The following is a 26963-nucleotide window of genomic DNA, read 5'->3' as shown; positions in this document are numbered from 1 at the left end:
CCTTCCTGTTCACAGCTGTGAATAGATACATTCTTTCATTACAGGCCTTTATGGCGCTCCCAAGGCTTAAGAAAAGCTTTGGAATGCAACTATACCATATACGGTAAAAAGATAATAGCACCAATTATAACAGCTATTATTGCAAACAATAAAACCGCTCCCGCTGCAACATCCTTTGCAATTTTTGCAAACGGATGAATATCGGTAGTCGCTAAATCTACTGTTTTTTCCACAGCCGTATTTACCATTTCTAAACTCATTACAATTCCTATTACAATAAGTAATACTATCCATTCTATTTTCGTAATATGGAAATAAAAGCCGCAGCATATAACAATGACTGCGGCTAAATAATGAATTTTCATATTTCGTTCCTGACGAAGACAAAAGAATATACCAGCTATAGCATATCCAAAACTATCTATAAGTTTTCCTTTTTTCATCGTCCCAATCCAAATGCTTCTAAAATTTCTTTTTGTCTTCCAAACATTTCTTTTTCATCCTCTTCTGTCATGTGGTCATAACCAAGCAAATGTAAAAAGCCATGTAATGCTAAAAAGCCAAGTTCACGATCAAAAGAATGTCCATACTCTTCCGCTTGTTCTTTCGCTCTCGGAATAGAAATAATAAGATCACCTAGCATGCGTGGCATTTCTGCACCTACAATTTCCATTTCTCCTTCTCCCAATTCTTCCATTGCAAAGGAAATGACATCAGTAGGCTGATCTTTATCTCGATAATCACGATTAATCTCACGAATGCGTTCGTTATCTACAAATGTCACTGATAACTCCGTGCCATCCTCTATTTCTTCCATTTGAGCCGCTTTTTCTAATATCTGACGAATTAAATTCACATATTCCTCTTTCACTTCTTCTGTTTCATCAATAAAATCGATTAATAAACTCATTCTTTCTCCTTTTCTTCCGGTGGTTCCGGATATGTAATACGCGAATGGAAAATACCATTTAACGTTTCACATAACGTTTTTCCAACGATTTGTAGTTCCTTAAATGTCAAATCACATTCACTAAATTGGCCATCTTGCAGACGATCTTTAATAATACTTTGCACTAAATTATTAATTTGATCTGGCGTAGGGTGATTCATGGAACGTACCGCAGCCTCTACGCTATCAGCTATACCAACAATTGCCGACTCTTTAGAAGTTGCTTTTGATCCTGGATAACGGAACATCTCTTCTGTATATTTTTCTTTATCTTCTTTAATCGCTTTATAATAAAAATATTTAAGTAACGTTGTACCATGATGCTGTCCCGCAATATCAATAATTTCTTGCGGAATATGGTATTCTTCGAGCATCTTCACCCCATCCGTTACATGAGCAATGATAATATCTTTACTCGTTACAGGATCTAATTTATCATGCGGGTTTTCAATTCCCATCTGATTTTCAATAAAGAACCGTGGTTGCACTGTTTTCCCTACATCATGATAATATGCCCCTACGCGGGCTAATACACCATTTGCTCCAACTGCTTCACAAGCCGATTCAGACAAGTTCGCTACCATTACACTATGGTGATATGTCCCTGGCGCTTCTAACAAAATTTTACGCAAAAGTGGATGATTCGGACTGGATAGCTCCATCAGCTTCATACTTGATACAATTCCAAGCCCACTCTCTAAATATGGTAAAATTCCCATCGCAAGAACTGAAGAGATAATTCCTGAAAGGGATGCCATTAATAATTGCGTACCAATTTCAAGAGGTGAAAAATTCCCATTACGTAATAATAATAGCGCCGCCAATACGACCACATTTAATACAGAAACGAGTATACCAGCTTGCAAAATCATCGTACGACGATTTTTCTCTCTCAAGAAAATACTCACTGATAAAGAACTTAATAACACATAAATACCTACACTATAATTCAGTGTACTTGTTACTCCTTCATTAAACATAATGCTTCCGCACACAGAAAAAATCATACTTGTTAAAAATACAAACCGATCACCAATCATTAGTTTTACAAGTATTGTCCCCATCGCAACTGGAACAACATATGCGATTCCTGCATATTCAAGCTTTTGAAATAAACTAATGATCTTCATTAAAACAATCGTGATAGACAAAATCGTAATATACGCTAAAATGTACGGTCTATCTTCTCGTTTCCTCTGTAAAAACACTTCAAATTGCTTATGCATAAAGTATAGTAGCACACCGATTAGTACCACTAAACCAACATAAGGTTGAAAGCTATTACCTTTCTCTAACAAGCCAACTAATTTCAACTGATTATACATATCACTTGAAATCGTTTCACCTTCTCTAACAAGAACTTGTCCTTGAAGAATATAAACGGGCGGAACTAAGTCTTCCTCCGCTTTTCTCTTCTCTTTTGTTAAAGTCGGATCATAAAAATAGTTCGCTGAGATCGCATACTTCCCTAATGCCTTAATAGATTCCTTTAAACCATTATCGACATTAACACTATTCATCTCACTTACATATCGATCTTTCGCATCCTTCAATTCGTCCATTTTAATATGCCCGCTCATAATACTATTAATAGCTGTAACCGCTGCATCTTTCGCTAATACTAACTGGCTCGGATCCGCATTAATCAAGTTCAGTAAATTTGAATCAGATAACTCCTTCGTTAATTCAACAGGTAATTTCTTTTTCAGCTTGTCCACTTTCTCAGGATCAGTTATCTTCTTTTGTTCATCTGGTCCAATAGCTTTTATCTCTTGCACCACTTCATCTACTTTTGCAAAGACGTCATTCACAATATCCACTTTATTTTGTTTGTACTCACTTTTATATGTATATTGATCTTCAACTTTTGTAGCCGCTTCTTTTTTCTTTTTGTCTGTTGTAACTTTATCTTCAATTTTTATAGGAGAATGGATTGTCTTTTTCGCAATAGAATATATTTCAACATCTAATTGCTCCGGTTTTACATTATTCATAAGTGCAAAAAACAGCACCGCTCCTAATACAACGTAAGAAATCCAACTTAGTTTTTTCGAATGTTGTAAATTACGAAACCACTTAGAAATTTCTTGAGATCTTGACATGATTTCAATACCTTCTCCTCTCCAGAAATAAAGTGAAACTATTTATAGCTTTCATTTCTTGTAGCCAACGACGCTTTCGAACTAACACGTCATCTATCGCTTATTTTCTTCTTCTTTCATGATAGTAAAAAATTGGCCATTCGCCAACCTTATCATACAAAAAGAAATGATCCTGACAAATAGGATCATTCCATTTTATCATATGCCTCAATAATACGTTGCACCAGTGGATGCCTTACAACGTCCGTTTGTTCTAATGTAATGAATGAAAGCCCTGATACACCAGATAAAATGTTAGAAGCAAGAGAAAGTCCTGATTTTACCCCTTTTGGCAAGTCTACTTGTGAAGGGTCTCCCGTAATAACCATTTTAGAACTAAAACCTAATCTTGTTAAAAACATTTTTATTTGGGCACCCGTTGTATTTTGTGCTTCATCTAAAATAACAAATGAATCATCGAGCGTACGCCCTCTCATATAAGCAAGAGGTGCGATTTCAATTACTCCACGCTCCATCATACGTTGCGTATATTCTTGTCCAAGAATGTCGTGTAGTGCATCATACAATGGACGTAAATACGGATCTACCTTCTCTTTTAAATCCCCTGGTAAAAAACCTAAGCTCTCCCCAGCTTCTACAGCAGGTCTCGTTAAAATAATTTTCTTTACATACCCTTGCTTTAAAGCTCTAACAGCCATTACTACAGCTAAGTATGTTTTACCAGTTCCAGCAGGTCCTATCCCAAATACAATATCATTCTTCTTCATTGCATGAATATATCGTCTTTGCCCCATCGTTTTTACACGAATCGATTTCCCTTTTGCAGTTTTAAAGATTTCTTCTTCATATAACTCTTCAAATTGAGCAATTTTCCCTTGTTGCGCGAGCTGGATCGCATATGCGACATCTCTTTCCGTAATTGATACTCCTTTACGGATCACAACAAGTAATTGCTGTAAGATTTTTTCTACGAGCGTCACAGTTTCATCTGCTCCAGATACATGAACAGTTTCTCCTCTAGTTACAATCGATACATTAAGTTCTCTTTCAATTACTTTTAAATGAGCATCATTTACTCCAAAAAGAGCGATTGCTTCGTTAGAATTTTCCAGTTGTTGGTTCATTTCTACTAATTGTTCTGCCATTACTCAGTCTCCTTGAATATCGGATTCAGATATTGGTTGTGGCTCTGCAATATTTTCGATTACCGTATAATGCAATGTAACTTTTAGTTGATCCGCCTCAACCTCTTTACTCAAAATCTTATCACTTACAATCATAGCATGTTCATCCAATTTTTTCTTTAGTTCTTTTTCTGCCATCTCTTTCGCTACTTTCATCGCTTGTTTTTCTGTATATTCTCGATTCGCCTCTTCCTCTTCTCGCACTACATCTTTTTCGTATGCAATCGGTAATGTAAAACCAAATAATTTCACATCATGTTTTACATTTTCCGTACGAGAACGTTTATACTTATCATGTTGAAATCCCCATATTTTTATTTTCGCACTCCCAAATTTAAGAAAATATTCATTATATGCATTACCTGTATATACTTGAAATTGCGTCTTTAACGGGACATTCACCTGAGATGTGTACCACGTTTCTCCATATACAATACCTTTCGCTGAAACAATCTTCGGATTCTCTTCATTACCATATATTCCCGATACAAGAAGCTGTCCCTTTTCTACATGATCATTTTTCAGGACGACTGGTTTTCCAACTTCAACAAACGTTTTTGTAACAATCGCTTCTTTTTTTGCCACTAAATTTTGTGCTTGTTGTTCTTTTTCTTTTTTCGGCTCATTTTTTTCAACAATTTTAAAATGGTATGTCGTTCCTCTTATTTCTAACCCTGCCCATGTAATTGCATTAATATTATCTGTCAAATGACGTTGCACATCTTCTACACTAGGCATTTGAAACTGTAATTTCCCTTTTTTAATACCCATTTTGTCCAATTCTTTCATCAATATATATTCTGTTTCAGGTTTCGCCCCTGTAATTTCAATTTTCCAAACCATATTTGATAATGCAATCATACCAAAAAAGAAAATTAGAAACCCAATTAAAAATCCACTATTTTTAATTAAACGCTTATTCCAAAAAGGAAAACCGTAACGTCCAATAAAGTATAATTTACATTCATTTTTTCTATAAATTGGTTTTATTTTTTTCACATCTCGTAATAACATACAAAAGACTAACGTTTCATCAGCAATCTTCCTAACATCCCAAACTAATAATTTTCTACGCACACATTCGTTAACGAACCGTTCCGCTCCTCTACCTTCAATTCGTACTTTCACATATCCAAGCCACTTTATAAACCATTTGTTTTTCATCTACTACCTTCACTACCTTTCCAAAAGTAGACACACTACTTTTCACGTTAATTAAAAAAATAGCTCGTACGAAAATGAAATAAAGAATTTTACCGCCCCTACATAAAACAATAAACTGAATAGGAAAGTCGACTCACAAGAATAAGAAGAAAAACTTCACATACGGAAGTTTCCCTCACTCTTCTTTCTTTTCGTTTTCTAAAAAAGTCACTTGTTCAATTATCCCTTCAAGCAAAAGTTCTTCTGGAAGGATTGTTTTAATAACAAAGGATTTTCCCTTAATTAATAACTGACCATGCTTTAACAACAATCTCACTTCTTTATCTGAAAATACTAATAAACCTCGATGATTTTCTATATAGATATGCACTTGCCCAACAAGCGTAATCCGAGGTAGATCCATTAGCACATCCACTGGCAGGTCTATTTGCTTCGTTAACCAATTCTTCATTTGTTCTAATTTTTTCATCTCAAAAGACCTCCTCTCATCCCATATGTATGAAAAAAGAGCTTGCAATATCACGTCCAAACTGAAAAAAAGCATAAAAAAACGTCTCATACGAAATGAGACGTTTTTTTATGCTAATAGCTGGATAACCAGCTTATTCACTAGTGATCCGTCTGTTTTACCTTTTACTTTCGGCATAACAGCAGTCATCACTTTACCCATATCTGCTTTAGATGTAGCACCAACTTCAGAAATAACTTGCTTAATTACATTCGCTAATTCTTCTTCCGTTAATTGCTCCGGCAAATATGTGCTTAAAATCTGAATTTCACTTTGCAGTTTATCAACAAGGTCTTCACGACCAGCTTTTTTAAATTCAAGGAGGGAGTCCTTATACTGTTTTACTTCACGAGCTAAAACTGTTAATTCCTCTTCATCAGTAAGAGTATGTTGCAGTTTAATGCTTTCATTTTGTAAAGCAGCCTTAACCATACGAATAACGGTTAATTTTTCTTTTTGTTTATTCTTCATCGCTTGTTTCATATCATCGTTTAAACGACCGAGAAGACTCATAACTTACACCCTCTCTTAGAATTTACGCTTTCTTGCCGCTTCAGATTTCTTCTTACGTTTTACACTTGGTTTTTCATAAAACTCGCGCTTTCTTGCTTCAGCAAGTGTACCAGTTTTAGAAACCGATCTTTTAAAACGGCGAAGTGCATCCTCCAAAGACTCGTTTTTACGAACGACTGTTTTTGACATTCTCTTTCCCTCCCTCCGAAACATCACACTTACATACTAACTTCAGCATGCAAAAAGAAACACTTCTTCAGCATGTCTTTTACGATTATAATACATTTTATCACTTCAGGTCAACTATTTGACAGAATAAAAGAAGAATAGATGCCCTTCCTTTTTAAAATAGCCGTTATTCTTTTCCCTTGAAGACAACCATATTTTTATCATTACATCGTTTTTAATACAAGAATTCACTAAAAAACTATTCACTTAACAAACTCATCTTGTAAACATTTAACTTTTTCAAAAAAAAAGAAGCATGCAAACTGTCTCCATTTGCATGCTTTTTATCCCACTATTTTCCGGGCAGTACGCCGCCCACTGATTAAAGTTTCACTTTATGCGCTTGCTGATTCTTTTTTGACATCATCTTCAAGAACACGAACAAATTGCGCTTCGTTATATGGATAACCAGCTTTCGTAATTTTCACTTTCACTAGCTTACCAATTAAGTCTTCTGATCCTTCAAATACAATTTTCAAGTAGTTATCTGTATAGCCTACATATAAACCTTCACGGTCGCCCTCTTTAAATTGCTCTTCCGGAATAATTTCAAGCACTTCACCTTCAAATTCTGACGCATACTCTTTCGCTAATTGATTAGATAATTCAATTAAACGATGGACACGATCGTTCTTCACATCTTCAGGTACTTGATCTTCCATACGTGCTGCAGGTGTTCCTGTACGTTTTGAATAAGGGAACACGTGTAACTCTGAGAAGCGATTCTCTTTAATGAAATTATATGTTTCCATAAACTCTTCTTCTGTTTCACCTGGGAAACCAACGATTACGTCTGATGTAATCGCAAGACCTGGTAATGCTTCTTTCAAACGATCTAAACGCTCTTGGAAAAATTCCATCGTATACTTACGACGCATACGTTTTAATACAGTATTAGATCCTGATTGCAATGGAATGTGTAAATGGCGTACAACTACTTCAGACTTATCTAACACTTCAATTACTTCATCTGATATTTGACTCGCTTCAATAGAAGAAATACGAAGACGTTTTAATCCGCCTACTTCCGCTTCCATATCACGAAGTAATCCAGCTAAATTATAATCTTTAATATCTTCACCGTATCCACCTGTATGAATACCTGTTAATACGATTTCTTTATAGCCTGCATCTACTAATTGCTGCGCTTGTTTAATAACTTCTTTTCCATCACGAGAACGCATTAAACCACGCGCCCAAGGAATGATACAGAATGTACAGAAGTTATTGCAACCCTCTTGTATTTTTAAAGACGCACGTGTACGATCCGTGAAATAAGGTACATCAAGTTCTTCGTATACACGTGTTTTCATAATGTTGCGGACAGCATTAATTGGTTGACGCTCTTGGCGGAACTCTTCGATGTAACCTAACATTTTTTCACGATCTTGTGTACCAACTACAATATCTACACCTGGAATCGCCATAATTTCCGCTGGAGATGTTTGTGCGTAACATCCTGTTACACAAATAACCGCATCCGGATTTTGACGCACAGCACGTCTAATTACTTGACGGCTTTTCTTGTCTCCAGTATTCGTTACTGTACATGTGTTAATAACATATACATCAGCTTTCTTTTCATATTCAGTTCTTTCATAACCACCTTGTTTAAACAATTGCCAAATGGCTTCTGTTTCATAGTGGTTTACTTTACAACCTAACGTATGGAACGCAACAGTTGACATTGATCATCACCCCATCAATTCAAAATGATACGAAGCAGCACTTAGCGCATATAGCGGCGCTGTCTCTGTTCTTAAAATTCTCGGTCCTAAACTACATGGTACAAATTTATGTTCACGAAGCATAGCAATTTCTTCATCCGCTAAGCCACCTTCTGGTCCAAATACAATTAATAGTTTTTGGCCTGGTTTCATCGTCGTTAAAGCTTTCGCAAAATTGGATTTCTCACCTTGCTTTGCTTCCTCTTCATAGGCAACAAGACAAACATCATACTCATTACTCATTGAAAGCAATTGCTTAAACGATGCCGGAGCATGTACTTCTGGAACTTCACTTCTATGCGACTGTTCCGCAGCTTCTTTCACAATTTTTTTCAAACGCTCAACTTTTTTATCAGCTTTTTTTGCATCCCATTTTACGATAGAACGAGATGCTTGAAATGGTAAGAATGCAGCTGCCCCAAGCTCAGTTCCTTTTTGAAAAATTAACTCTAACTTGTCTCCTTTTGGCAGTCCACTTGCAATCGTCACGAAAACAGGAAGTTCACTTGACGCCTCTACCCATTCTACAATAGCTGTATTAATAAATTCACTGGTAATTTCATCAATTGAACATACTGCTGTTTTTCCGTTTACACAGCAATAAATATGATCACCAGCTGACATACGCATCACTCTTGCGATATGATGGACGTCATCACCTACAATACGAATACTTGTCTCATTTACATATTTCTCTTCTACAAAATAACGTTGCATATAATCACCTTAGTAGAGTTTCGTTCCTTTCGTAAGCCAACACTTACGAAAAGAACGAAACGTTATCATTTTTCATATAACAAACGGCAAGTCCCTCACCTTATAGTGAGAGACTCCCCTTTTCATTATAAACTAAAATCTATATTACGCATTTCGTGCAATAATTGCTACCCAATCTTCCATTCGTAACACTTCTTCAATTGTAAATCCAGCTTTTTCTAATGCTTCAGAAATCACTTTTTCTTTCGCAGCAATAATGCCCGATGTAATAAATAATCCGCCTGACTTCACAACTCGCGCTGCATCTTCAGGGAATAAAAGAATAATTTCTGCTAGTAAATTAGCTACGATTAAATCAACAGGACCTTCAATGCCCTCTAAAAGACTATTTTGCCCAACAGACACGATGTCATCTGTTTTGTTTAAACGCACATTCATTTCTGCACTTTCCACTGCAACTGGATCTAAATCATATGCTTGAACAGCAGACGCACCTAATTTTGCTGCTGCAATACTAAGTACACCAGAACCTGTTCCTACATCAATGATAGTGTCACCTGGCTGAACTGTTTTTTCTAAAGCACGAATACACATCGTTGTTGTTGGATGCGTTCCTGTTCCAAACGCCATACCTGGATCTAATTCAATAATTTTTTCATCCGGAGAAGACGGTGTATATTCTTCCCACGTTGGCACAATTGTGAATGTATCAGAAATTTGTACTGGATGGTAATATTTTTTCCAAGCAGTAGCCCAATCTTCTTCATTGACTTCGTTTACGGTAATATTTCCAGTACCAATTTCGATGTCGTAAGATGGAAGCACATCAATAGATGATTTTACACCTGCAATCGTTTCATGTAAAGAATCCGTTTGCGGGAAGTATGCTTTTATTAATACACCTTCTGCCGGATACTCATCTGGATTCAATGCATAAATTTCACCGTATTGTTGCTCGCGTTCTTTCGTCAATTCCGCTGGGTCCTCAATCGCAACTCCGCTAGCACCAGCTTCATGTAAAATATGAGAGACAGCTTCTACTGCTTCTTCTGTTGTATGAATACTAATTTCTGACCATTTCACAATTTACCAACTCCATTTTTTATTTCCATTATTCCCCTTTGAAAGCACGTTTAAGCTTTCCGAATAAACTATCATCCTGCTCTTCTTGTCCTGCGAATTCACGTAATAAATCTTTTTGATGTGAAGTTAATTTCGTTGGTACAACAACACGAACGACTACATATTGATCCCCTTGACCGTAACCACGTACGTTCGGAGCTCCTTTTCCTTTTAAGCGGAATTCTGTTCCTGTTTGTGTTCCCGCTGGAATTTTCAGCTTCACTTTACCATGAACAGTAGGAACTTCCACTTCTGCACCAAGTGCCATTTGCGCAAATGTTAATGGCATTTCGCAAATAATGTGATCTCCTTCACGCTCGAAGAATTCATGATTTCTTACATGAACAACAACATATAAATCTCCTGCTGGTCCGCCATTTACGCCCGCTTCACCTTTTCCAGTCACACGAATTTGTTGACCGTTATCGATACCCGCTGGAATTTTAACGTTAATTTTTTTACGTTTACGCACTTTACCAGAACCGTGACATGTCGTACATTTTTCTTTAATCATTTGACCAGTTCCTGAACAATGACCACAAGCCTGACGGTTCACAATACGACCAAACGGTGTATTTTGTTCTACACTTACTTGCCCTGATCCTGAACAATGTTTACATGTTTCTTTTGAAGTTCCTGGTTTTGCTCCACTACCTTTACAAGTATCACATGGATCTTCTACTGGAATCTCGACATTTAGCTCTTTACCAAAAATAGCTTCTTCAAACTCTAAAGTAACTTGATATTGTAAGTCATCACCTTGGCGCGGAGCATTTGGATCACGACGTCTGCCGCCCCCTCCGCCAAAGAACGAACTAAAGATATCTTCAAAACCGAAGCCACCACCGAAGTCTCCGCCGCCGAAACCTTGATTCGCACCAGCATGACCAAATTGATCGTACTGCGCACGCTTTTGATCATCACTTAATACTTCATATGCTTCTTGTACTTCTTTAAACTTTTCAATAGCATTCTCTTCTTTACTTACGTCTGGATGGTATTTTTTAGCCAAACGACGATACGCTTTTTTAATTTCATCTTTTGAAGCGCCCTTGCTAAGTCCAAGGACCTCATAATAATCTCGTTTACTCATAAATTTGCAACCCCCGAATCTTTCACATAAACGTAATTTTAACACCGAAAGAAAGTGCTTTGCAACAAAGTTTCCTCACTTACAGTATGCAAAATAAAAAACTTAAGCTCCTCACACATTTCTCCTCATTCATGAAAAAAGCCAAAGCCAAGGCACGCTTGACTTTGACTTTTTGTCATCTTACTTATTATGTTTACAGTTGAATTACTTGTCTTCTTTTACTTCTTCAAACTCAGCATCAACTACATTGTCTTTCTTCGCACCAGCGTCTTGTGCACCTTCTGCTTGCCCTGCAGCTGCTTGAGCTTGCTCGTATAATTTAACACTTAATTGTTGTACGATTTCTTGTAAAGCGTCTTTTTTCGCACGGATTTCTTCAAGTTCGTTTTTCTCGATTGCCGCTTGTAATGCTTCTTTTGCTTCTGTTGCTTTTGCTACTTCAGCCGCATCTACTTTACCTTCTAAATCTTTTACAACTTTATCTGTTTGGAATACAAGTTGATCAGCTTCGTTACGAAGTTCAACTTCTTCCTTACGTTTTTGGTCAGCGTCAGCATTTGCTTCTGCTTCTTGTACCATACGATCTACTTCTTCATCAGAAAGACCTGAAGAAGATTGGATTGTAATAGCTTGCTCTTTGCTTGTTCCTAAATCTTTTGCACGTACGTTAACGATACCGTTCGCATCAATATCGAATGTTACTTCGATTTGCGGAATACCACGTGGTGCTGGTGGAAGGTCTGTTAATTGGAAACGACCTAGCGTTTTGTTGTCAGCTGACATTGGACGCTCACCTTGTAATACGTGAATGTCTACAGCTGGTTGGTTGTCAGCAGCTGTAGAGAATACTTGTGACTTACTTGTTGGAATTGTAGTGTTACGCTCGATTAATTTCGTGAACACACCACCCATAGTTTCAATACCTAAAGAAAGTGGAGTTACGTCTAATAATAGTACGCCTTCTACATCACCAGTAAGTACGCCACCTTGAACTGCAGCACCTAATGCTACAACTTCATCAGGGTTTACACCTTTATATGGTTCTTTACCAGTTTCACGTTTAATAGCTTCTTGTACAGCTGGGATACGAGTAGATCCACCAACAAGGATAACTTTATCTAATTCGCTTGGAGCAAAACCAGCGTCTTTTAATGCACGACGAGTTGGCTCTAATGTTCTTTCAACAAGACCTGCTGAAAGCTCTTCGAATTTCGCTCTTGTTAATGTTAATTCTAAGTGTAATGGACCAGCAGCTCCAGCACTAATGAATGGTAATGAAATTTGTGTTTGTGTTACGCCAGAAAGATCTTTTTTCGCTTTTTCAGCTGCATCTTTCAAACGTTGAAGTGCCATTTTATCTTGGCTTAAATCAATGTTATTTTCTTTTTTGAACTCAGCCACTAAGTGGTCAATAATAACTTGGTCAAAGTCATCTCCACCAAGACGGTTGTCACCAGCAGTTGAAATAACTTCGAATGTTCCATCTGCTAACTCAAGGATAGATACGTCAAATGTACCGCCACCTAAGTCATATACTAAGATTTTTTGCTCTTCATCTTGTTTTTCTAAACCGTAAGCAAGCGCTGCTGCTGTTGGTTCGTTAATGATACGCTCAACTTCTAAACCAGCGATACGACCAGCATCTTTTGTTGCTTGACGTTCTGCATCGTTGAAGTATGCAGGTACTGTAATAACAGCTTTCGTTACTGTTTCACCTAAGTATGCTTCAGCAGAAGCTTTTAGGTTTTGTAAAATGATTGCAGAAATTTCTTGAGGTGTATAATCTTTACCTTCAACTTCTACTTTGTAGTCTGTACCCATATGACGTTTAACAGACATGATTGTATTTGGGTTTGTAATTGCTTGACGCTTTGCAACTTCCCCAACTTGACGCTCTTCATTTTTGAAAGCTACAACAGAAGGTGTTGTACGGTTTCCTTCTGGATTTGGGATAACCTTTGGTTCTCCACCTTCCATAACAGCTACACAAGAGTTTGTTGTACCTAAGTCAATACCGATAATTTTACTCATGGCGAATCCTCCTACTTTTATGTAAATTATTGATTTACTTTTACCATTGATGGGCGAATCACACGATCTTTTAGTTTATAACCTTTTTGGAATTCCTCCACAACCGCGTTTGATTCAAATTCACTGTCTTCCACTTGCATAATAGCTTGGTGCTCATTAGGATCAAACTGTTTTCCAACAGCCTCAATCACTTCAACACCTTCTTTAGTCAGCGCTTCTAGCAATTGACGATGCACCATTTCCATACCTTGTAATAAGGACTTCGTTTGCTCATCAGTTGCTTCCACTTGCATTGCTCTTTCAAAATTATCAAGAGCTGGCAAAATATCTGACACTAGACTTTGTGCTCTATATTTTTCAGCAGCCTGTTTATCCATTTGAACACGGCGCTTATAATTTTCAAAATCAGCTTGTAGACGTAATGTGCGACCTTCCGTTTCCGTTAGTTTCGCTTGTAACTCATCTACTTTTTCTTGTAAAAGAGCAGCCTCACTTTTTGCTTCTACAGTTTCTTCACTGTTTTCTGGCGTGACAGCTTCTTCAACTTGCGCTTCTTTTACTTCTTCTACCACTTGTTCGTTACGCTCTTCCACAATATTCACCTCCTTAAAAGGTATTAGGTACCATGCATAGCATGATTACCTAAGCATTATATATTACACACAGCAATGAAAAGTTCATCACTTGAGCGAATGTATTACTCTCATTTACTTTTTAAGTCCATCTGTAAATTGTCTCGTAAATAACTGTAACAAACTAATTACCCGAGAGTATTGCATTCTTGTCGGACCTAAAATAGCAATTGTTCCAAGCTGTTCTTCACCAATCGAATATGTTGCAGAAATTAAACTACAATCTTCCATGGCTGTCGCAGAGTTTTCCCTACCAATTTTCACTTGAATACCTACTTGTTTATGACGCAAAATATCATAAAACTCAGCTTCGTTATCAATCATCGTCAGCAAGGATCTTACTTTGTGAATGTCATGGAACTCTGGTTGTGAAAGCATATTTGCTTTTCCTCCAAAGTATATCTTTTCCGATAAAGGAACTTGAAATGTACCATCTAACATTTTTATTGCACTATCGTAATTATGAACATACCCACGCAATACCGTAACAATCTCCTTAAAGATTTTATTATGGAGTTCTGACATTGGTACGCCTGATAGCTTTTCATTTAAAATATTAACCATTTTTTCTAAATCTGATAAATCAACAGATTCCGGAACGGTAATCGTTTTGCTTTGTACATGCCCTGTATCCGTTACAATGATAGCGACTGCAGTTTGATGATCAAGCGGAACAATTTGTACGTTTTTAAGTTTATTTGTGCTTAACTTCGGTCCAAGAACAATGGCCGTATAATTTGTAAGCTCTGATAAAATTTGAGCCGATTGCTGTGCAATCTTTTCCGCTTCAAAAATTCTTTCAGCAAATAAATCTTTAATTTGTACAATTTCATCGTTTGGTAAGTTTTGCGGCGCTAAAAGATGGTCTACATAAAATCGGTATCCTTTCTCAGAAGGAACACGTCCAGAAGAACTGTGTGTTTTCTCAATAAATCCTAGCTCCTCTAAATCAGCCATTTCATTTCGAATAGTAGCTGAACTAAACGTAATTTCATCTTTCTTAGCCAACGTCCTCGACCCAACAGGTTGCGCTGATCCAATAAAGTCATCAATAATTGTTTGTAAAATTAAGAGCTGACGTTCCGTAAGCATCTCATCATCACCTCTGTTAGCACTCTTTGTCTTCGAGTGCTAAATCTATTAATAACTTACCAAAATTGACATTCAATTGTCAACGGAAACGTCACGAAATAATGAAACTTTTTCACGTTAATGGAGCATTTAATTAGTCAATCAAAAATGATTGGAATACTTCATTCCCTAATAACTTTCCTTTTCGCGTTAAACGAACATATCCATCGCTCTCTTCAAGCAATCCTTGTTCTTGGTTGTTTTGCAACTGTTTCGCGAAAACTTGATTCATCTCCATATTAAATTTCTTTTGAAATGCTATTTTAGATACACCTTTTGTTTTTCGAAGCCCTAAGAACAACTCTTCTTCCATTTTTTCTTTCTCCGTCACCACGTGAACATCTAAATATGGAAATCCGGTTTCATCGATCTTATTGAAATATTGCTTGAGCGGCCCTACATTTTGGATACGTTCTCCATTTACATAACTATGCGCTCCAGCTCCAAATCCATAATATTCTTCATTATTCCAGTATGTGAGGTTATGTCTACTTTCATTATCACCTTTTGAGAAATTACTAATTTCATACTGGATATAGCCATGTTTCTCCATTTCATCCATTACCATTTCGTACATTTTCGCTTCATGGTCTTCACCTGGAAGTCTTAATTTCCCTTTATTCATTAAATTATAAAATACAGTTTTCGGTTCCACAATTAATGAATATGCCGAGAAATGTTGTACACCAAGCGTAAAAGCAATGTCTAATGTTTCTTTTACATCTTCTATCGTCTGTCCTGGCAAAGCATAGATAATATCTACATTTATATTTTTGAAGCCCACTTCCTGCGCTTCTCGAATTGCTACAAACGCATCTTCCCTCGTATGCTTGCGCCCAATTTTCTCAAGCAGCTCATCACGGAACGTTTGTACACCAAAACTAATTCTGTTCACTCCACCTTCTAACAATACGTTTAACTTCTCTTTCGGTAAATCACCTGGATTCGCTTCAAATGTTAGTTCACAATTCGGAGCAAACGGACGTAAACAACGGTTAATAATATCGAGTAATTTTTTTGTCTGTTCCATATTTAACGCTGTCGGAGTTCCCCCGCCAACAAAAATCGTTTTCATACTATCAAACGGTACTTTTTGAACCGTGTTTATTATTTCCTTCTCTAAATACTCTAAATATTGATCAACCGGTTGGCGTTCAATAAACACTTTATTAAAATCACAATAGTGACAAATGTGCTGACAAAACGGAATATGAATATATGCAGCTTGCACCAAATATAACTCCTACCTTTCTAAAAAGAAAACCTCCGCACTCCGGAGGATTCTTTACTTCTCTAACGTATTACGAATTTGTTCCATTCGCATTTTTCCCCAATCATACATCATTTCAACGATTGGTAACAGTGACATGCCTAGTTCCGTCATATAATACTCAACGCGAGGAGGAATTTCAGGATACACTGTTCGATCAACAATCCCATCCTCCATTAACTCTTTTAATTGATTCGACAAAACTTTATGAGAAATGCTTGGGAATAATCGTTGCAATTCACTGAAACGATGAGGCCCTTCTACACCAAGATGCCACAGTATCACAACTTTCCACTTTCCACTAATAATAGAAAGCGTCAATTCCTTTTCACAATTAAAATTACCATTTTGTATTTTCTCTTGAATATCTTTTCGAATATTTTCGGACATTAACAATCTCCTAACTCTGTATGAACTAAAAGCTCTCTCACTATTGTAAATGAGAGATGCTAAGATGTCTAAAAAGTAATTATACAGAAAAAAGAAGCCGCATAAACGACTTCTTTTTTCACTTCAAATATTAGTTGTCATCCATTTTCAGTACAGCCATGAATGCCTCTTGCGGTACTTCTACAGAACCAACAGACTTCATACGTTTTTTACCTTCTTTTTGCTTATCAAGAAGTTTACGCTTACGAGAAATGTCACCGCCGTAACATTTCGCAAGTACGTTTTTACGCATCGCCTTAATTGTAGAACGCGCTACAACTTTGTTTCCGATAGTCGCCTGAATTGGCACTTCGAACTGTTGTCTCGGAATTAATTCTTTTAATTTCTCTACAATTACTTTACCACGGTCATACGCTGAATCACGGTGTACGATAAATGATAAAGCATCAACTTGTTCATTATTTAAAAGAATATCCATTTTCACAAGTTTAGATGGTTTATAACCAATTAACTCATAGTCAAATGATGCATACCCTTTCGTATTTGATTTCAACTGATCGAAGAAATCATATACGATTTCCGATAATGGGATTTCATACGTTAACGTAACACGTGTTTCATCTAAATATTGCATATCAATGAACGTTCCACGTTTCCCTTGGCAAATTTCCATTACAGCTCCAACATAGTCATTCGGAACCATAATTGAAGCCTTAACAAATGGCTCCTCTACACGATCGATAGACTGTGGATCTGGCATATTAGATGGGTTATCAACAATAACATCTTCACCGTTTGTTAAATAAACTTTATAAATAACACTTGGTGCTGTTGTAATTAAATCAATCTTAAATTCACGTTCAATACGTTCTTGAATGATTTCCATGTGAAGAAGTCCTAAGAAACCACAACGGAAACCAAATCCTAACGCTTGAGATGTTTCTGGTTCAAACTCAAGGGCAGAATCGTTTAACTCTAATTTTTCTAACGCATCACGTAAGTCGTTATAACGCGCAGAATCAATCGGATATAAACCACAGAATACCATTGGGTTTAATTTACGATATCCTGCTAACGGCTCTGCAGCTGGACGTTTCGCATGTGTAATCGTATCACCAACGCGTGTGTCTCCAACGTTTTTAATCGACGCTGCTAAGAAACCTACATCTCCTACCGTTAATTCTTCACGCTGCGTTGTTTTCGGTGTAAATACACCTACTTCTGTTACTTCAAATTCTTTACCCGTTGCCATCATACGTACTTTATCGCCAACTTTTACCGTTCCATTTACAACACGGATGTAAGCAATTACACCGCGGTATGGGTCATATAAAGAGTCGAAAATCATACATTGTAACGGATCTTCCGAATTACCCGCCGGAGCTGGTACTTTTTCAACGATTTGTTCTAAAATTTCTTCAATACCGATTCCAGCTTTTGCTGAAGCAAGTACTGCTTCTGATGCATCTAAACCAATTACATCTTCTACCTCTTGGCGCACACGTTCTGGGTCTGCACTTGGTAAGTCTATTTTGTTAATAACTGGTAAAATTTCTAAATTATTATCAAGCGCTAAGTATACGTTTGCTAACGTTTGTGCTTCAATACCTTGCGCTGCATCTACTACAAGAATCGCGCCTTCACAAGCCGCTAAACTACGAGATACTTCGTACGTAAAGTCGACGTGTCCTGGTGTATCAATTAAGTGAAGAATATACTCTTCACCGTCTTTTGCTGTATAGTTTAATTGTACTGCGTTTAATTTAATTGTAATACCACGCTCACGCTCTAAATCCATAGAGTCAAGCAATTGAGCTTTCATTTCACGTTGTGTTAACGCGTTTGTTTTCTCTAAAATACGGTCTGCTAACGTTGACTTTCCGTGGTCAATATGAGCAATGATAGAGAAATTACGGATTTTGGACTGTCTTTTTGCTCTTTCTTCTTTGTTCATCTATGTTCTCAACTCCTAATAGTCTCGCCAATATACACTAGCACTGATTATATCAATAGAGCAGCAAAGATTCAATGAAAACTCGTGCTGCTTACAATACAAATCATTCTATCTATATCTTATGCGAACAAACCATAAGAGACAAACCTTTTTCAAATTAAAAAACGGCTGTCTTACAAATATGTAAAACAACCGTCCTCCGTTTGACTCTTAACTAAAAATTTCTTTTACTTTCCCGACAACTATATCTGTCCCAAACTTTGTCATTTCATAAGTAACACTCGCTATTGCCATACCCATTCCTTCTACGACATTAAAACTTCTTAAACTTTCTAATTGTTTTTGTTTTTCAACAGTTGAAAACGAACTTCCCAAAATTTCTGATTCAGCAGCCTCACCTTCCGTCCCTGTCATATGAGCTATTTGTTCGTACGACAGCTGCTGATAGCCTTTCATACTTTTCAAACCATGATTAGCAAGCGCCACCCCCGCTATCATCATAAGTAAGCATAAGGATGTACTACATATACACAAAAGTGTAAAACGACTTAAACTGTTATCGTCTCTTCCCATCAATGTGTATATGCCCCTGTATTATCTTGGTCAATTTGATGATGCAACGCTGCATTTAAACCACTCGCTATTACATTTGCCATATCCTCTATAAAGGCATCTACCTCTTTTGGAGTCACCATTAAATTATGACCAAGAGGAGATAGCACCTCATAAATTAATTTCCTCTTCTCTTCATCTTCCAACGTACCAACAGCACCTAAAAACATATTCCGGCTCTTTTCATCCGGCATATCCTCTTCTGCTAGTTTTTTCTTTTCTCCAAATGAAAATCCCGCAGGTAATAAAGATCGTGACGGCTTATGCCCCTCTTTCATTTCTCTTCCAAAATGCTTCAAAATAAAATCAATTGTATCGCTTGTAATTGAAACGGCATCAACTACAGTTGGAACACCAATTGCAATAACAGGAATACCTAACGTTTCTTTACTAAGTTCCTTACGTTTATTCCCAACACCAGACCCTGGATGAATTCCTGTATCAGAAATTTGTATCGTACTATTGACCCTTTCAATAGAACGAGCAGCTAATGCATCGATTGCAATGACAAAGTCCGGCTTTGTCTTCTCAATGATTCCATAAATAACATCGCTTGTTTCAATCCCCGTAATCCCCATTACACCCGGCCTGATTGCACTAACAGGCCTAAATCCTTCTTCCACACTTTCAGGCTGCAATTGAAACAAATGTCTCGTTACCAATACATTTTCTACAACTATCGGCCCAAGTGCATCTGGCGTTACATTCCAATTCCCAAGACCGACGATTAAACAACTCGCTTCTTTCGTAACGCCAACTTCTTCTAAAAAATAAGAAAATTCTTTTGCAAAAATACGCTCTACTTTTTGTTGCAGTTCCGTATCTTGTTGACGTATACCTTGCACTTCAAGCGTTAAATAATTTCCAGGTTTTTTCCCCATCGATTCAGAGGCAACTTCATCAATCGTTACCTTCGTAATGGTAACACCTTCTTCTTCCCTCTCTTTTACAATAACTCCTTGTATTCCATTTTGTTCTTCTTGGCGCTCTTGCAACATTTGATGCGCCTCTACAGCAAGGTCAGTTCTAACGCTATATTTACTTAAATCTAATGGTTCTTTCATCGTATCTCCTCCGTAATTCATAGTAAATATCGTTAGATTTCCCAAAGTTATATAAGGTCATTCTTTCCTTTACGTGAAATTTCATTGATATACTATTGCAATTCTCTTCACCGTTTGATAGAATATCACTTGTTCTATGTTAAGAATCGAGTCATTCGATTGCACCAGGGAGGTGAAAAGTATGGCAAACATCAAATCTGCTATCAAACGCGCTAAACTTAGCGAAGAGCGTCGTTCACATAACGCTTCTATCAAGTCTGACATGCGTTCTGCTGTTAAAACTGTAGAAGCTTTAGTTACTAATAACGATCTTGAAAATGCTAAAGAAGCTTTCAAAACTGCTTCTAAAAAACTTGACAAAGCAGCTCGTAAAGGTCTTATCCACCAAAACGCTGCAGCTCGTCAAAAATCTCGCTTAGCGAAACAAGTAAACGCGTAAGGCGTTTAAAAAACGATCCATTTGGATCGTTTTTTTATATACAAAAAGTTCACGTGCTAAGCACGTGAACTTTTCGTTTCATCACATATGATTTAACCGCATTAAGAAAAACTCAAGCACAAGTTTCTTATCCATTTTCCCCGTTTTCATACTATAATCAGCTTCCGCTAATTCTATAATCACTTTTTTTAATTCTTCAAAAGAGAAAAACTTCGTTTGATTCATCGCTAACTTTACACGATACGGATGTACACCGATATGAGACGCGATTTGATTTTGTCCATAACCGCGCTGTTGTAACTCTTTCACTTGATGTAGCAAGCGGAATTGACTCACTAACAACGCAAGCAGTTTAATCGGTTCTTCCTGTTGCGTAAATAACCCATCTAATATTTCCATCGCACCCGCGATATCTTTTTTTACCACTTTTTCCGTTAAAGCAAACACATTTTGTTCTACTGATTTTGGCACAAGTTCCGCAACAAGCTTCGGTGTAATCTCTCCGCCCATACCAACGTATAACGTTAACTTGTCCATTTCCTTCGCCAACATCGTTACATTACTTCCCACAAGCTCTAACAACAAACTAACAGCTGCATTATCAATATGCACATGCACTTCATCTGCACGAGCGACAATCCATTTCTGAACATCCTGCACTTGCATCGCATTCGCTTCTACTATATCTGCTGTTTTCTTTAATAGTTTTGTAATTTTTTTTCGTTCATCAAGTTTTTCGTAAGGCGCAACAAAAACAAGAATAGAAAATGGAGAAGGCTCCCCAATATATTCTTCTAAAATTTTTATATTTTGTTCTAACTTTTCCTTTTGCGAAGTTAAAAATAATGGTGATTTTATTAATAACACTTTACGTTCTCCGAAAAAGGGAAGTGTACGCGCATCTTCAATCACATCTTCTAAATAAGCCTCTTCCAAATCATATGTCACAACATTAAACTCCCGGTCTTCCTCTTCAAGCGCTTCTGTTGTAATAAGCTTAATCGTTTCATTTATAAAAAATGCTTCCGTTCCATACAGTAAATACAACGGAGCAAACTGTTTCTTTTTAATTTTTTTATGTATATCACTCATACTTTTTCCTACTCCCTAACTTGGCAATATATATTTATACTAATGCCCTAGCTTTTGTTTTACAAGTACAAAGGAACAGGCTTTATAACCCGTCCCTTTATTTATATTAAACGCCACGCAATAAGCCCCGGGTTTCTTATTGGTGTGCGGTAATCACCTTCCCTTTATTGTTCACAATAAAAATCCGAGTATAAGTGCCAACTGTTAACATGCTTGGAAATAAAAAACTCACGTTACTTAGCGAACTAAAAGTAGTAAAAATACTCTATTTCTCTTCACATGGAAATTGTAGATTTTTTTCTGACAATATTTTATACTAAAGTGGAATGTTGGGGAGGGATTCTAAATGAATAATTTTGAACAAAATGTTCAAAGCAAACGTAATGACGCTATTGATTCAGGGGTAGGATTTATCGTCTCATTTGGTTTTTTCGCAACACTTTTCATTATTGCCACAGTTATTAAATTTATTGGTTCCTAAAGACTGCCACTTCATGGCAGTCTTCTCTTTTTCATCTAGTATGTGTTTCATCATATGTGATTTTACTTTTAAAGGTTCCATTTCCCCCTTTAAAAACATAAGAAATAGCACCTTGTTGATCTGTGCGCCATATTTCAATACCCATCTTCTCAAAACGCTCTATAACTTCCTTATGCGGGTGCCCATATTTATTACGTTCTCCTACAGAAATAATCGCTACACTAGGCTGTATAAGGCTTAAAAAAGAGGATATAGATGACGTATTACTCCCATGATGAGCAACTTTTAATACATCCGCTCGCAATGCAGGATAGTTTGATACTAAACGATTCTCTCCACCCTCTTCTAAATCTCCTGTAAACAACCACGTTACCCCTCCAAATTTCGCCCATATTACAATTGAGGAATCATTTTCATTAGATTTCTTTCCATTTGGAGCTAGCACAAAAAACTCCGCTCCATTTACACTCCAGCTTTCCCCTTCCGCCACTTCACTTATTTTCACATTCTTTTCTAACGCCTTTTTCTTTAATACTTTTTCTAATATTGCATCTTGTTCTTTCCAGCCAAATACAACTTCCTTTACAGTTACATATGACAATAAATCTTGCGCAGCACCTATATGATCCGCATCTCCATGCGTTACGATTAATTTATCAATTGTTTTGATGCCTTCTTTTTGTAAAAAAGGGATTAAAATATCTTTTCCAATCGAAAATTCATGTTTTTTCCGTTGCCATTCTTCTTTATTGAGTTGAAGTGTTCCACCTGTGTCAATAAGATAAACACCCTTATCATACGGAAGGCGAATTAAGATTGCATCACCTTGTCCAACATCAATAAATGTAACGCTGCCACTTTCACGAAAATATGGATAGGCATAATGACACGTACAAACGCAAAGAAATACACCCACACCTATGGGCACAATCCTTTTTGGCATTCCCCTTTCCAAAACTATCAATATACTAACAATAATTACAAAATATACAGCTACAAGAAGTATAGATGTTTGTCCAAAAACAAGCCGGGTAAATGGTAAACTTTCACAGTAACTTAGAAAATCATTAGAAATACTTAAACCTACTGAAAGTACATTCGCAAGTCCTTTTGCGAGAAACGGGATAATCGGCATACAAATCAGAATAATAATACTACACGGTAATACAATTATAGATAAAAACGGAACGTATAGGAGATTGAGGAGAATACTATATGGAGAAAAATAACCGAAATGATATAACAAAATTGGCGTACTAACGAGCTGTGAAATAATAGAAATGTAAATCGAGTTTCGGATTACTCCGTTGCTACTCCCTAGTAATAACGGAGCAGATAAAAGTAAAGCAAAACTGCCTACAAAAGAAAACTGAAATCCAATATTAAAAACAAGATACGGATCATATATAAGCATACATATAGCCGTTACACTTAAAGCATCTAAGCTAGATATACGAATAGAGCACATGAAAGCGATCAGCAATAAAACCCCTGTTATAGAAGCCCTTATAACAGAAGGTGACGCCCCTGCTAAAATCATATACAAAGGAAGGCATACGATAAGACATACGGTTGCTACCTCTCTCGTCACACCACTCCTCAGCAAAATAAAGTACACGATCACCATTAACAATACAATATGCGAACCTGAAATTGCCAATAAATGTACAAGTCCAAATTGTTGATATTGCTCTTCAACTTCAAACGTCATTTGTTGTCTATCACCAAATAACAATGCATTCATAAAAGCACCTGATTGTTCTGGGAACATTTCAGTAACTTTGGAAATTGCTTGCTGCCTCAAAAGCAGGATCCATTGCATCAGTGATAATGATGTTTTATGACATTCAGAAATATTTGTAGCATCAAATATGAAATGAATATTTTGCTCATATAAATAATCACGGTAATTAAAACCGTGAAAATTTCTGGCTGTTTGTGGTTCTTTCCTCTCACCTTTGAATACACATGATACCCCTGCATATAATTGTTGCAATTGTTTCTTTTCCAAGGATGATTTAATTTTGTAACTTAACTGCACTATATTTTTATTTTGATCTTCAACTTGAAATGATAGACGATCACCATTAATAAGAGGTGTGTTTTGTATCACTCCTCTTGTAACATCGTAGGACTCTCCTAGAGGCCTGTTTTCTTCTTGAACATAGGAAGTGTGCATAGCGCCGCTAAAACACGCTATAACGCATAAAAGGAAGGTTTTACGGGAAGTTCGATATAAACAGAATAAAACGTAGGAAGCTAGACAACAAATAATCAACAAAGCCGACGTGGAAAAGGTAGTTGCAATCCCCATCACAAATGAGATTGCAACATAGCCCCATTGTCCATGCAACTCATACTCACTCCTTATAGCATCATTTTCGCTTGTGTGAATACATGTTGTAATTCTTCCATTGATAAGTTCTCTTTTTCTAAAGATGCAAATAGTTCTTTTAACTCCATATGACGTTTTTGTTCTTCTAATGCTGCAATATCATATTCTAGCGGAACGTGCTTCACTGTGACATTCGCTTTTTCAAATAACTCTACGGCATACGGATGGTTTTTATAATCCTGCGCATAATAAACCGCTGTAATACCACTTTGAATAATCGCCTTACAGCATTGTAAACAAGGGAAATGCGTAACATAAATTTCCGCTTCCTCTGTTTTCACACCAAACTTTGCACATTGTAACAAAGCATTCATTTCAGCATGAATTGTGCGAACACAATGATTATCAATCACGTAGCATCCATCATCTATACAATGTACGCCACCTTTAATTGAACCATTATATCCACCAGCGATAATTCGTTTATCACGAACGATTGTCGCCCCTACTGCCAACCTTGTACATGTACTACGTAAAGATAACAGATGGCTTTGTGTCATAAAATATTGATCCCATGAAATTCGTTCCATATTCTTCACCTACTTTTTTGTCTACTTGTAGTGTAGCGAATGAAGAAAAACTTCGTCAATCTTTTACGGAATAATAATTTGATCTTTTATTTTCTCCAGAGACTTCGCCCCAATCCCATCAATCTCTAATAAATCTTCTATCTTTTGAAACGGACCATGTTCCTCTCGATATTTCAAAATACTTTCTGCTTTTCGAGAGCCAATACCCGTGATTTTTTCAAGTTGCTCTTTCGATGCTGAATTTATTTGAATCTTACCTTCTTCCCTAGAAGGAATAGCAGTTCCCTGCCCCGTTTCATCTTTACTCGGTATATAAAGGATCATTTGATCTTGTACAATTTGTGCCAAATTTACTTTTTTCATATCTACCTCTGGCAAAAAACCACCAGCCTTTTGAACTACATCCTTTACCCGGTCCCCTTCCTTCATTTCATATACCCCTTCTTTACTAACCGCTCCTTTCAAATCAATTACAATTATTTTTTTCTGTTCCTTTGCATCCGATATTTTCGGTTTACTTTTTTTCTCTATATCTTTCGTTTGAACATCCGTTGCAATGACTGATTGCTCTGTATGCTGGTTCGTTTTCCAGAAAAATAGAAAAGGTACAATACCAATAATAGCTACTAATCCCAACCACTTTTTCGGAAAATCCCACATCATTTTACACCTCTAATCATAAATTTATAACATCATTCATATTGTTTAGGAGAAAGCTGTTACGAAGGAGGGATGAAACATTGAACATAGGAATTATAGGGACAGGAAACATGGGGAATATACTAATCGATGCATTTTTAGAAACCCGTGCTGTCAAACCTTCGTGCCTTACAATCATTAATCGAACGCCCGCCAAAGCATATCATATAAAAGAAAAATACCCTTCTGTTCATATAGCCAAAACTATTGATGAAGTAATTGAACGGTCACATCTTATTTTTATTTGTGTAAAACCGATAGATATTTACCCTATCCTACAAAAATATGCTGAACATTTTTCTGATGAAAAGTGCTTAGTTTCTATCACAAGTCCGATATCTCCATCACAATTAGAGACACTTGTACCATGCCACGTCGCACGTATTATTCCGAGCATTACAAATCGCGCCTTATCTGGTGCATCACTATTTACATTCGGAAGTAAATGCTCTGAAGAGTGGCAACAAAAACTACTACGTCTATTCAAAAATATTTCCACTCCCCTTGTAATAGAAGAAGATATAACGCGCGTTTCATCTGATATAGCAAGCTGCGGCCCTGCATTTTTTAGTTATTTATTACAATGTTTTATTAACGCTGCTGTAGATAAAACAAATATTACACATGAAGAAGCCACTACTTTAGTAAGTGAAATGGTCGTTGGAATGGGGAAATTACTTGAAAAAGAGATTTTCACACTACCTACTTTACAAGAAAAGGTATGTGTGAAAGGCGGCGTTACAGGAGAAGGTATTCGTGTTTTAGAAGAACATGTTGGGGATATGTTTCATAAATTAATCGAACGGACACACGAGAAATTTGATGAGGATTTAAAATGCGTTGATCAGCAATTCAATAAACACACATAATAAATACGTCACTATCATTCCAAATCCTTTTTATAAATACTTGCTTTTTTATACTACACGTCCACTT

Annotated in this window: 27 protein-coding genes; 3 read left to right on the top strand and 24 right to left on the bottom strand. The window is 36.7% G+C overall.

The window, feature by feature from the left end; all coding sequences use genetic code 11:
- Window positions 1-89: 89 nt before the first annotated feature.
- From DN410_RS15560 to gpr, 20 genes are all read right to left on the bottom strand, one after another.
- Window positions 90-443, bottom strand: a complete 354-nt coding sequence (locus DN410_RS15560; protein WP_149177176.1) for a diacylglycerol kinase family protein — start codon at window positions 441-443, stop codon at window positions 90-92.
- Window positions 440-910 carry an rRNA maturation RNase YbeY gene (gene ybeY, locus DN410_RS15555; RefSeq protein WP_149177175.1) on the bottom strand — a complete coding sequence of 157 codons (471 nt, stop codon included), beginning with the start codon at window positions 908-910 and terminating at the stop codon, window positions 440-442. The genes DN410_RS15560 and ybeY overlap by 4 nt, the downstream gene beginning before the upstream one ends.
- Window positions 907-3051, bottom strand: a complete 2145-nt coding sequence (locus DN410_RS15550) for an HD family phosphohydrolase (protein WP_149177174.1) — start codon at window positions 3049-3051, stop codon at window positions 907-909. Before DN410_RS15550 ends, ybeY begins: the two co-directional genes overlap by 4 nt.
- 185 nt (window positions 3052-3236) lie before the next feature.
- On the bottom strand, window positions 3237-4196 hold the full coding sequence (locus tag DN410_RS15545) for a PhoH family protein (RefSeq protein WP_149177173.1): 960 nt from the start codon (window positions 4194-4196) through the stop codon (window positions 3237-3239).
- 3 nt (window positions 4197-4199) lie between these two features.
- Window positions 4200-5399: a sporulation protein YqfD gene (gene yqfD, locus DN410_RS15540; protein WP_149177172.1), complete on the bottom strand. Its 1200-nt coding sequence runs from the start codon at window positions 5397-5399 to the stop codon at window positions 4200-4202.
- A gap of 175 nt (window positions 5400-5574) precedes the next feature.
- Complete coding sequence (yqfC, locus tag DN410_RS15535) at window positions 5575-5868, bottom strand: sporulation protein YqfC (protein WP_000732263.1); 294 nt, start codon at window positions 5866-5868, stop codon at window positions 5575-5577.
- Between the two features lie 108 nt (window positions 5869-5976).
- Entirely contained in the window at window positions 5977-6420 is a 444-nt protein-coding gene (locus tag DN410_RS15530) for a GatB/YqeY domain-containing protein (RefSeq protein WP_149177171.1), read from the bottom strand.
- 15 nt (window positions 6421-6435) lie between these two features.
- Window positions 6436-6609, bottom strand: coding sequence for a 30S ribosomal protein S21 (gene rpsU, locus DN410_RS15525; protein ID WP_000048061.1), 174 nt, complete (start codon window positions 6607-6609; stop codon window positions 6436-6438).
- A gap of 374 nt (window positions 6610-6983) precedes the next feature.
- Window positions 6984-8336 carry a tRNA (N(6)-L-threonylcarbamoyladenosine(37)-C(2))-methylthiotransferase MtaB gene (mtaB, locus tag DN410_RS15520; protein WP_149177170.1) on the bottom strand — a complete coding sequence of 451 codons (1353 nt, stop codon included), beginning with the start codon at window positions 8334-8336 and terminating at the stop codon, window positions 6984-6986.
- 6 nt (window positions 8337-8342) lie between these two features.
- Window positions 8343-9092 (bottom strand): 16S rRNA (uracil(1498)-N(3))-methyltransferase, encoded by a 750-nt coding sequence (locus DN410_RS15515; protein WP_149177169.1) that lies wholly within the window; start codon window positions 9090-9092, stop codon window positions 8343-8345.
- Between the two features lie 144 nt (window positions 9093-9236).
- Window positions 9237-10175, bottom strand: coding sequence for a 50S ribosomal protein L11 methyltransferase (gene prmA / locus DN410_RS15510; protein ID WP_088230881.1), 939 nt, complete (start codon window positions 10173-10175; stop codon window positions 9237-9239).
- 28 nt (window positions 10176-10203) lie between these two features.
- A complete protein-coding gene (dnaJ, locus tag DN410_RS15505) occupies window positions 10204-11307 on the bottom strand; it encodes a chaperone protein DnaJ (protein ID WP_149177168.1) in 1104 nt (367 codons plus the stop codon).
- 204 nt (window positions 11308-11511) lie between these two features.
- A complete protein-coding gene (gene dnaK / locus DN410_RS15500; protein ID WP_149177167.1) occupies window positions 11512-13338 on the bottom strand; it encodes a chaperone protein DnaK in 1827 nt (608 codons plus the stop codon).
- A gap of 26 nt (window positions 13339-13364) precedes the next feature.
- Window positions 13365-13931 (bottom strand): nucleotide exchange factor GrpE, encoded by a 567-nt coding sequence (gene grpE / locus DN410_RS15495; RefSeq protein WP_149177166.1) that lies wholly within the window; start codon window positions 13929-13931, stop codon window positions 13365-13367.
- A gap of 114 nt (window positions 13932-14045) precedes the next feature.
- On the bottom strand, window positions 14046-15062 hold the full coding sequence (gene hrcA, locus DN410_RS15490) for a heat-inducible transcriptional repressor HrcA (RefSeq protein WP_149177165.1): 1017 nt from the start codon (window positions 15060-15062) through the stop codon (window positions 14046-14048).
- 133 nt (window positions 15063-15195) lie between these two features.
- Window positions 15196-16335, bottom strand: coding sequence for a radical SAM family heme chaperone HemW (gene hemW / locus DN410_RS15485; protein WP_149177164.1), 1140 nt, complete (start codon window positions 16333-16335; stop codon window positions 15196-15198).
- Window positions 16336-16386: 51 nt separating this feature from the next.
- Window positions 16387-16761 carry a winged helix-turn-helix transcriptional regulator gene (locus tag DN410_RS15480; protein WP_001293546.1) on the bottom strand — a complete coding sequence of 125 codons (375 nt, stop codon included), beginning with the start codon at window positions 16759-16761 and terminating at the stop codon, window positions 16387-16389.
- Window positions 16762-16891: 130 nt separating this feature from the next.
- Window positions 16892-18715, bottom strand: coding sequence for an elongation factor 4 (gene lepA / locus DN410_RS15475; protein ID WP_149177163.1), 1824 nt, complete (start codon window positions 18713-18715; stop codon window positions 16892-16894).
- A gap of 210 nt (window positions 18716-18925) precedes the next feature.
- Window positions 18926-19291, bottom strand: coding sequence for a YqxA family protein (locus DN410_RS15470; protein WP_149177162.1), 366 nt, complete (start codon window positions 19289-19291; stop codon window positions 18926-18928).
- The gene (gene gpr, locus DN410_RS15465; protein ID WP_149177161.1) at window positions 19288-20391 is read right to left on the bottom strand and encodes a GPR endopeptidase; all 1104 of its coding nucleotides are present in this window, start codon (window positions 20389-20391) and stop codon (window positions 19288-19290) included. Before gpr ends, DN410_RS15470 begins: the two co-directional genes overlap by 4 nt.
- Window positions 20392-20572: 181 nt before the next feature.
- On the opposite strand from gpr, the gene rpsT reads away from it, so the two are divergent.
- Complete coding sequence (gene rpsT, locus DN410_RS15460; RefSeq protein WP_001274014.1) at window positions 20573-20830, top strand: 30S ribosomal protein S20; 258 nt, start codon at window positions 20573-20575, stop codon at window positions 20828-20830.
- A gap of 81 nt (window positions 20831-20911) precedes the next feature.
- Here rpsT and holA read toward each other — a convergent pair whose 3' ends face one another.
- Window positions 20912-21922, bottom strand: coding sequence for a DNA polymerase III subunit delta (gene holA, locus DN410_RS15455; RefSeq protein ID WP_149177160.1), 1011 nt, complete (start codon window positions 21920-21922; stop codon window positions 20912-20914).
- A gap of 346 nt (window positions 21923-22268) precedes the next feature.
- Between holA and DN410_RS15450 the strand changes: the two genes are divergently transcribed.
- Window positions 22269-22403, top strand: coding sequence for a YqzM family protein (locus DN410_RS15450; RefSeq protein WP_001058627.1), 135 nt, complete (start codon window positions 22269-22271; stop codon window positions 22401-22403).
- Window positions 22404-22434: 31 nt separating this feature from the next.
- Here the strand turns inward: DN410_RS15450 and DN410_RS15445 are convergent, their stop codons facing one another.
- The 3 genes from DN410_RS15445 to DN410_RS15435 form a co-directional block, all read right to left on the bottom strand.
- Window positions 22435-24756: a DNA internalization-related competence protein ComEC/Rec2 gene (locus DN410_RS15445; RefSeq protein WP_149177159.1), complete on the bottom strand. Its 2322-nt coding sequence runs from the start codon at window positions 24754-24756 to the stop codon at window positions 22435-22437.
- A 14-nt stretch (window positions 24757-24770) separates the two neighbouring features.
- Window positions 24771-25328 (bottom strand): ComE operon protein 2, encoded by a 558-nt coding sequence (locus DN410_RS15440; RefSeq protein ID WP_149177158.1) that lies wholly within the window; start codon window positions 25326-25328, stop codon window positions 24771-24773.
- Between the two features lie 63 nt (window positions 25329-25391).
- The gene (locus DN410_RS15435; RefSeq protein WP_149177157.1) at window positions 25392-25991 is read right to left on the bottom strand and encodes a helix-hairpin-helix domain-containing protein; all 600 of its coding nucleotides are present in this window, start codon (window positions 25989-25991) and stop codon (window positions 25392-25394) included.
- A gap of 77 nt (window positions 25992-26068) precedes the next feature.
- Between DN410_RS15435 and comER the strand changes: the two genes are divergently transcribed.
- Complete coding sequence (comER, locus tag DN410_RS15430) at window positions 26069-26896, top strand: late competence protein ComER (RefSeq protein WP_149177156.1); 828 nt, start codon at window positions 26069-26071, stop codon at window positions 26894-26896.
- Window positions 26897-26963 lie beyond the last annotated feature (67 nt).

The sequence above is a fragment of the Bacillus sp. SH5-2 genome (genome assembly GCF_008368905.1).
Classification (GTDB): Bacteria; Bacillota; Bacilli; order Bacillales; family Bacillaceae_G; genus Bacillus_A; species Bacillus_A luti.
Note: the sequence above shows the minus strand (reverse complement) of the source record. Positions and strands in the feature narration are given on the sequence as shown.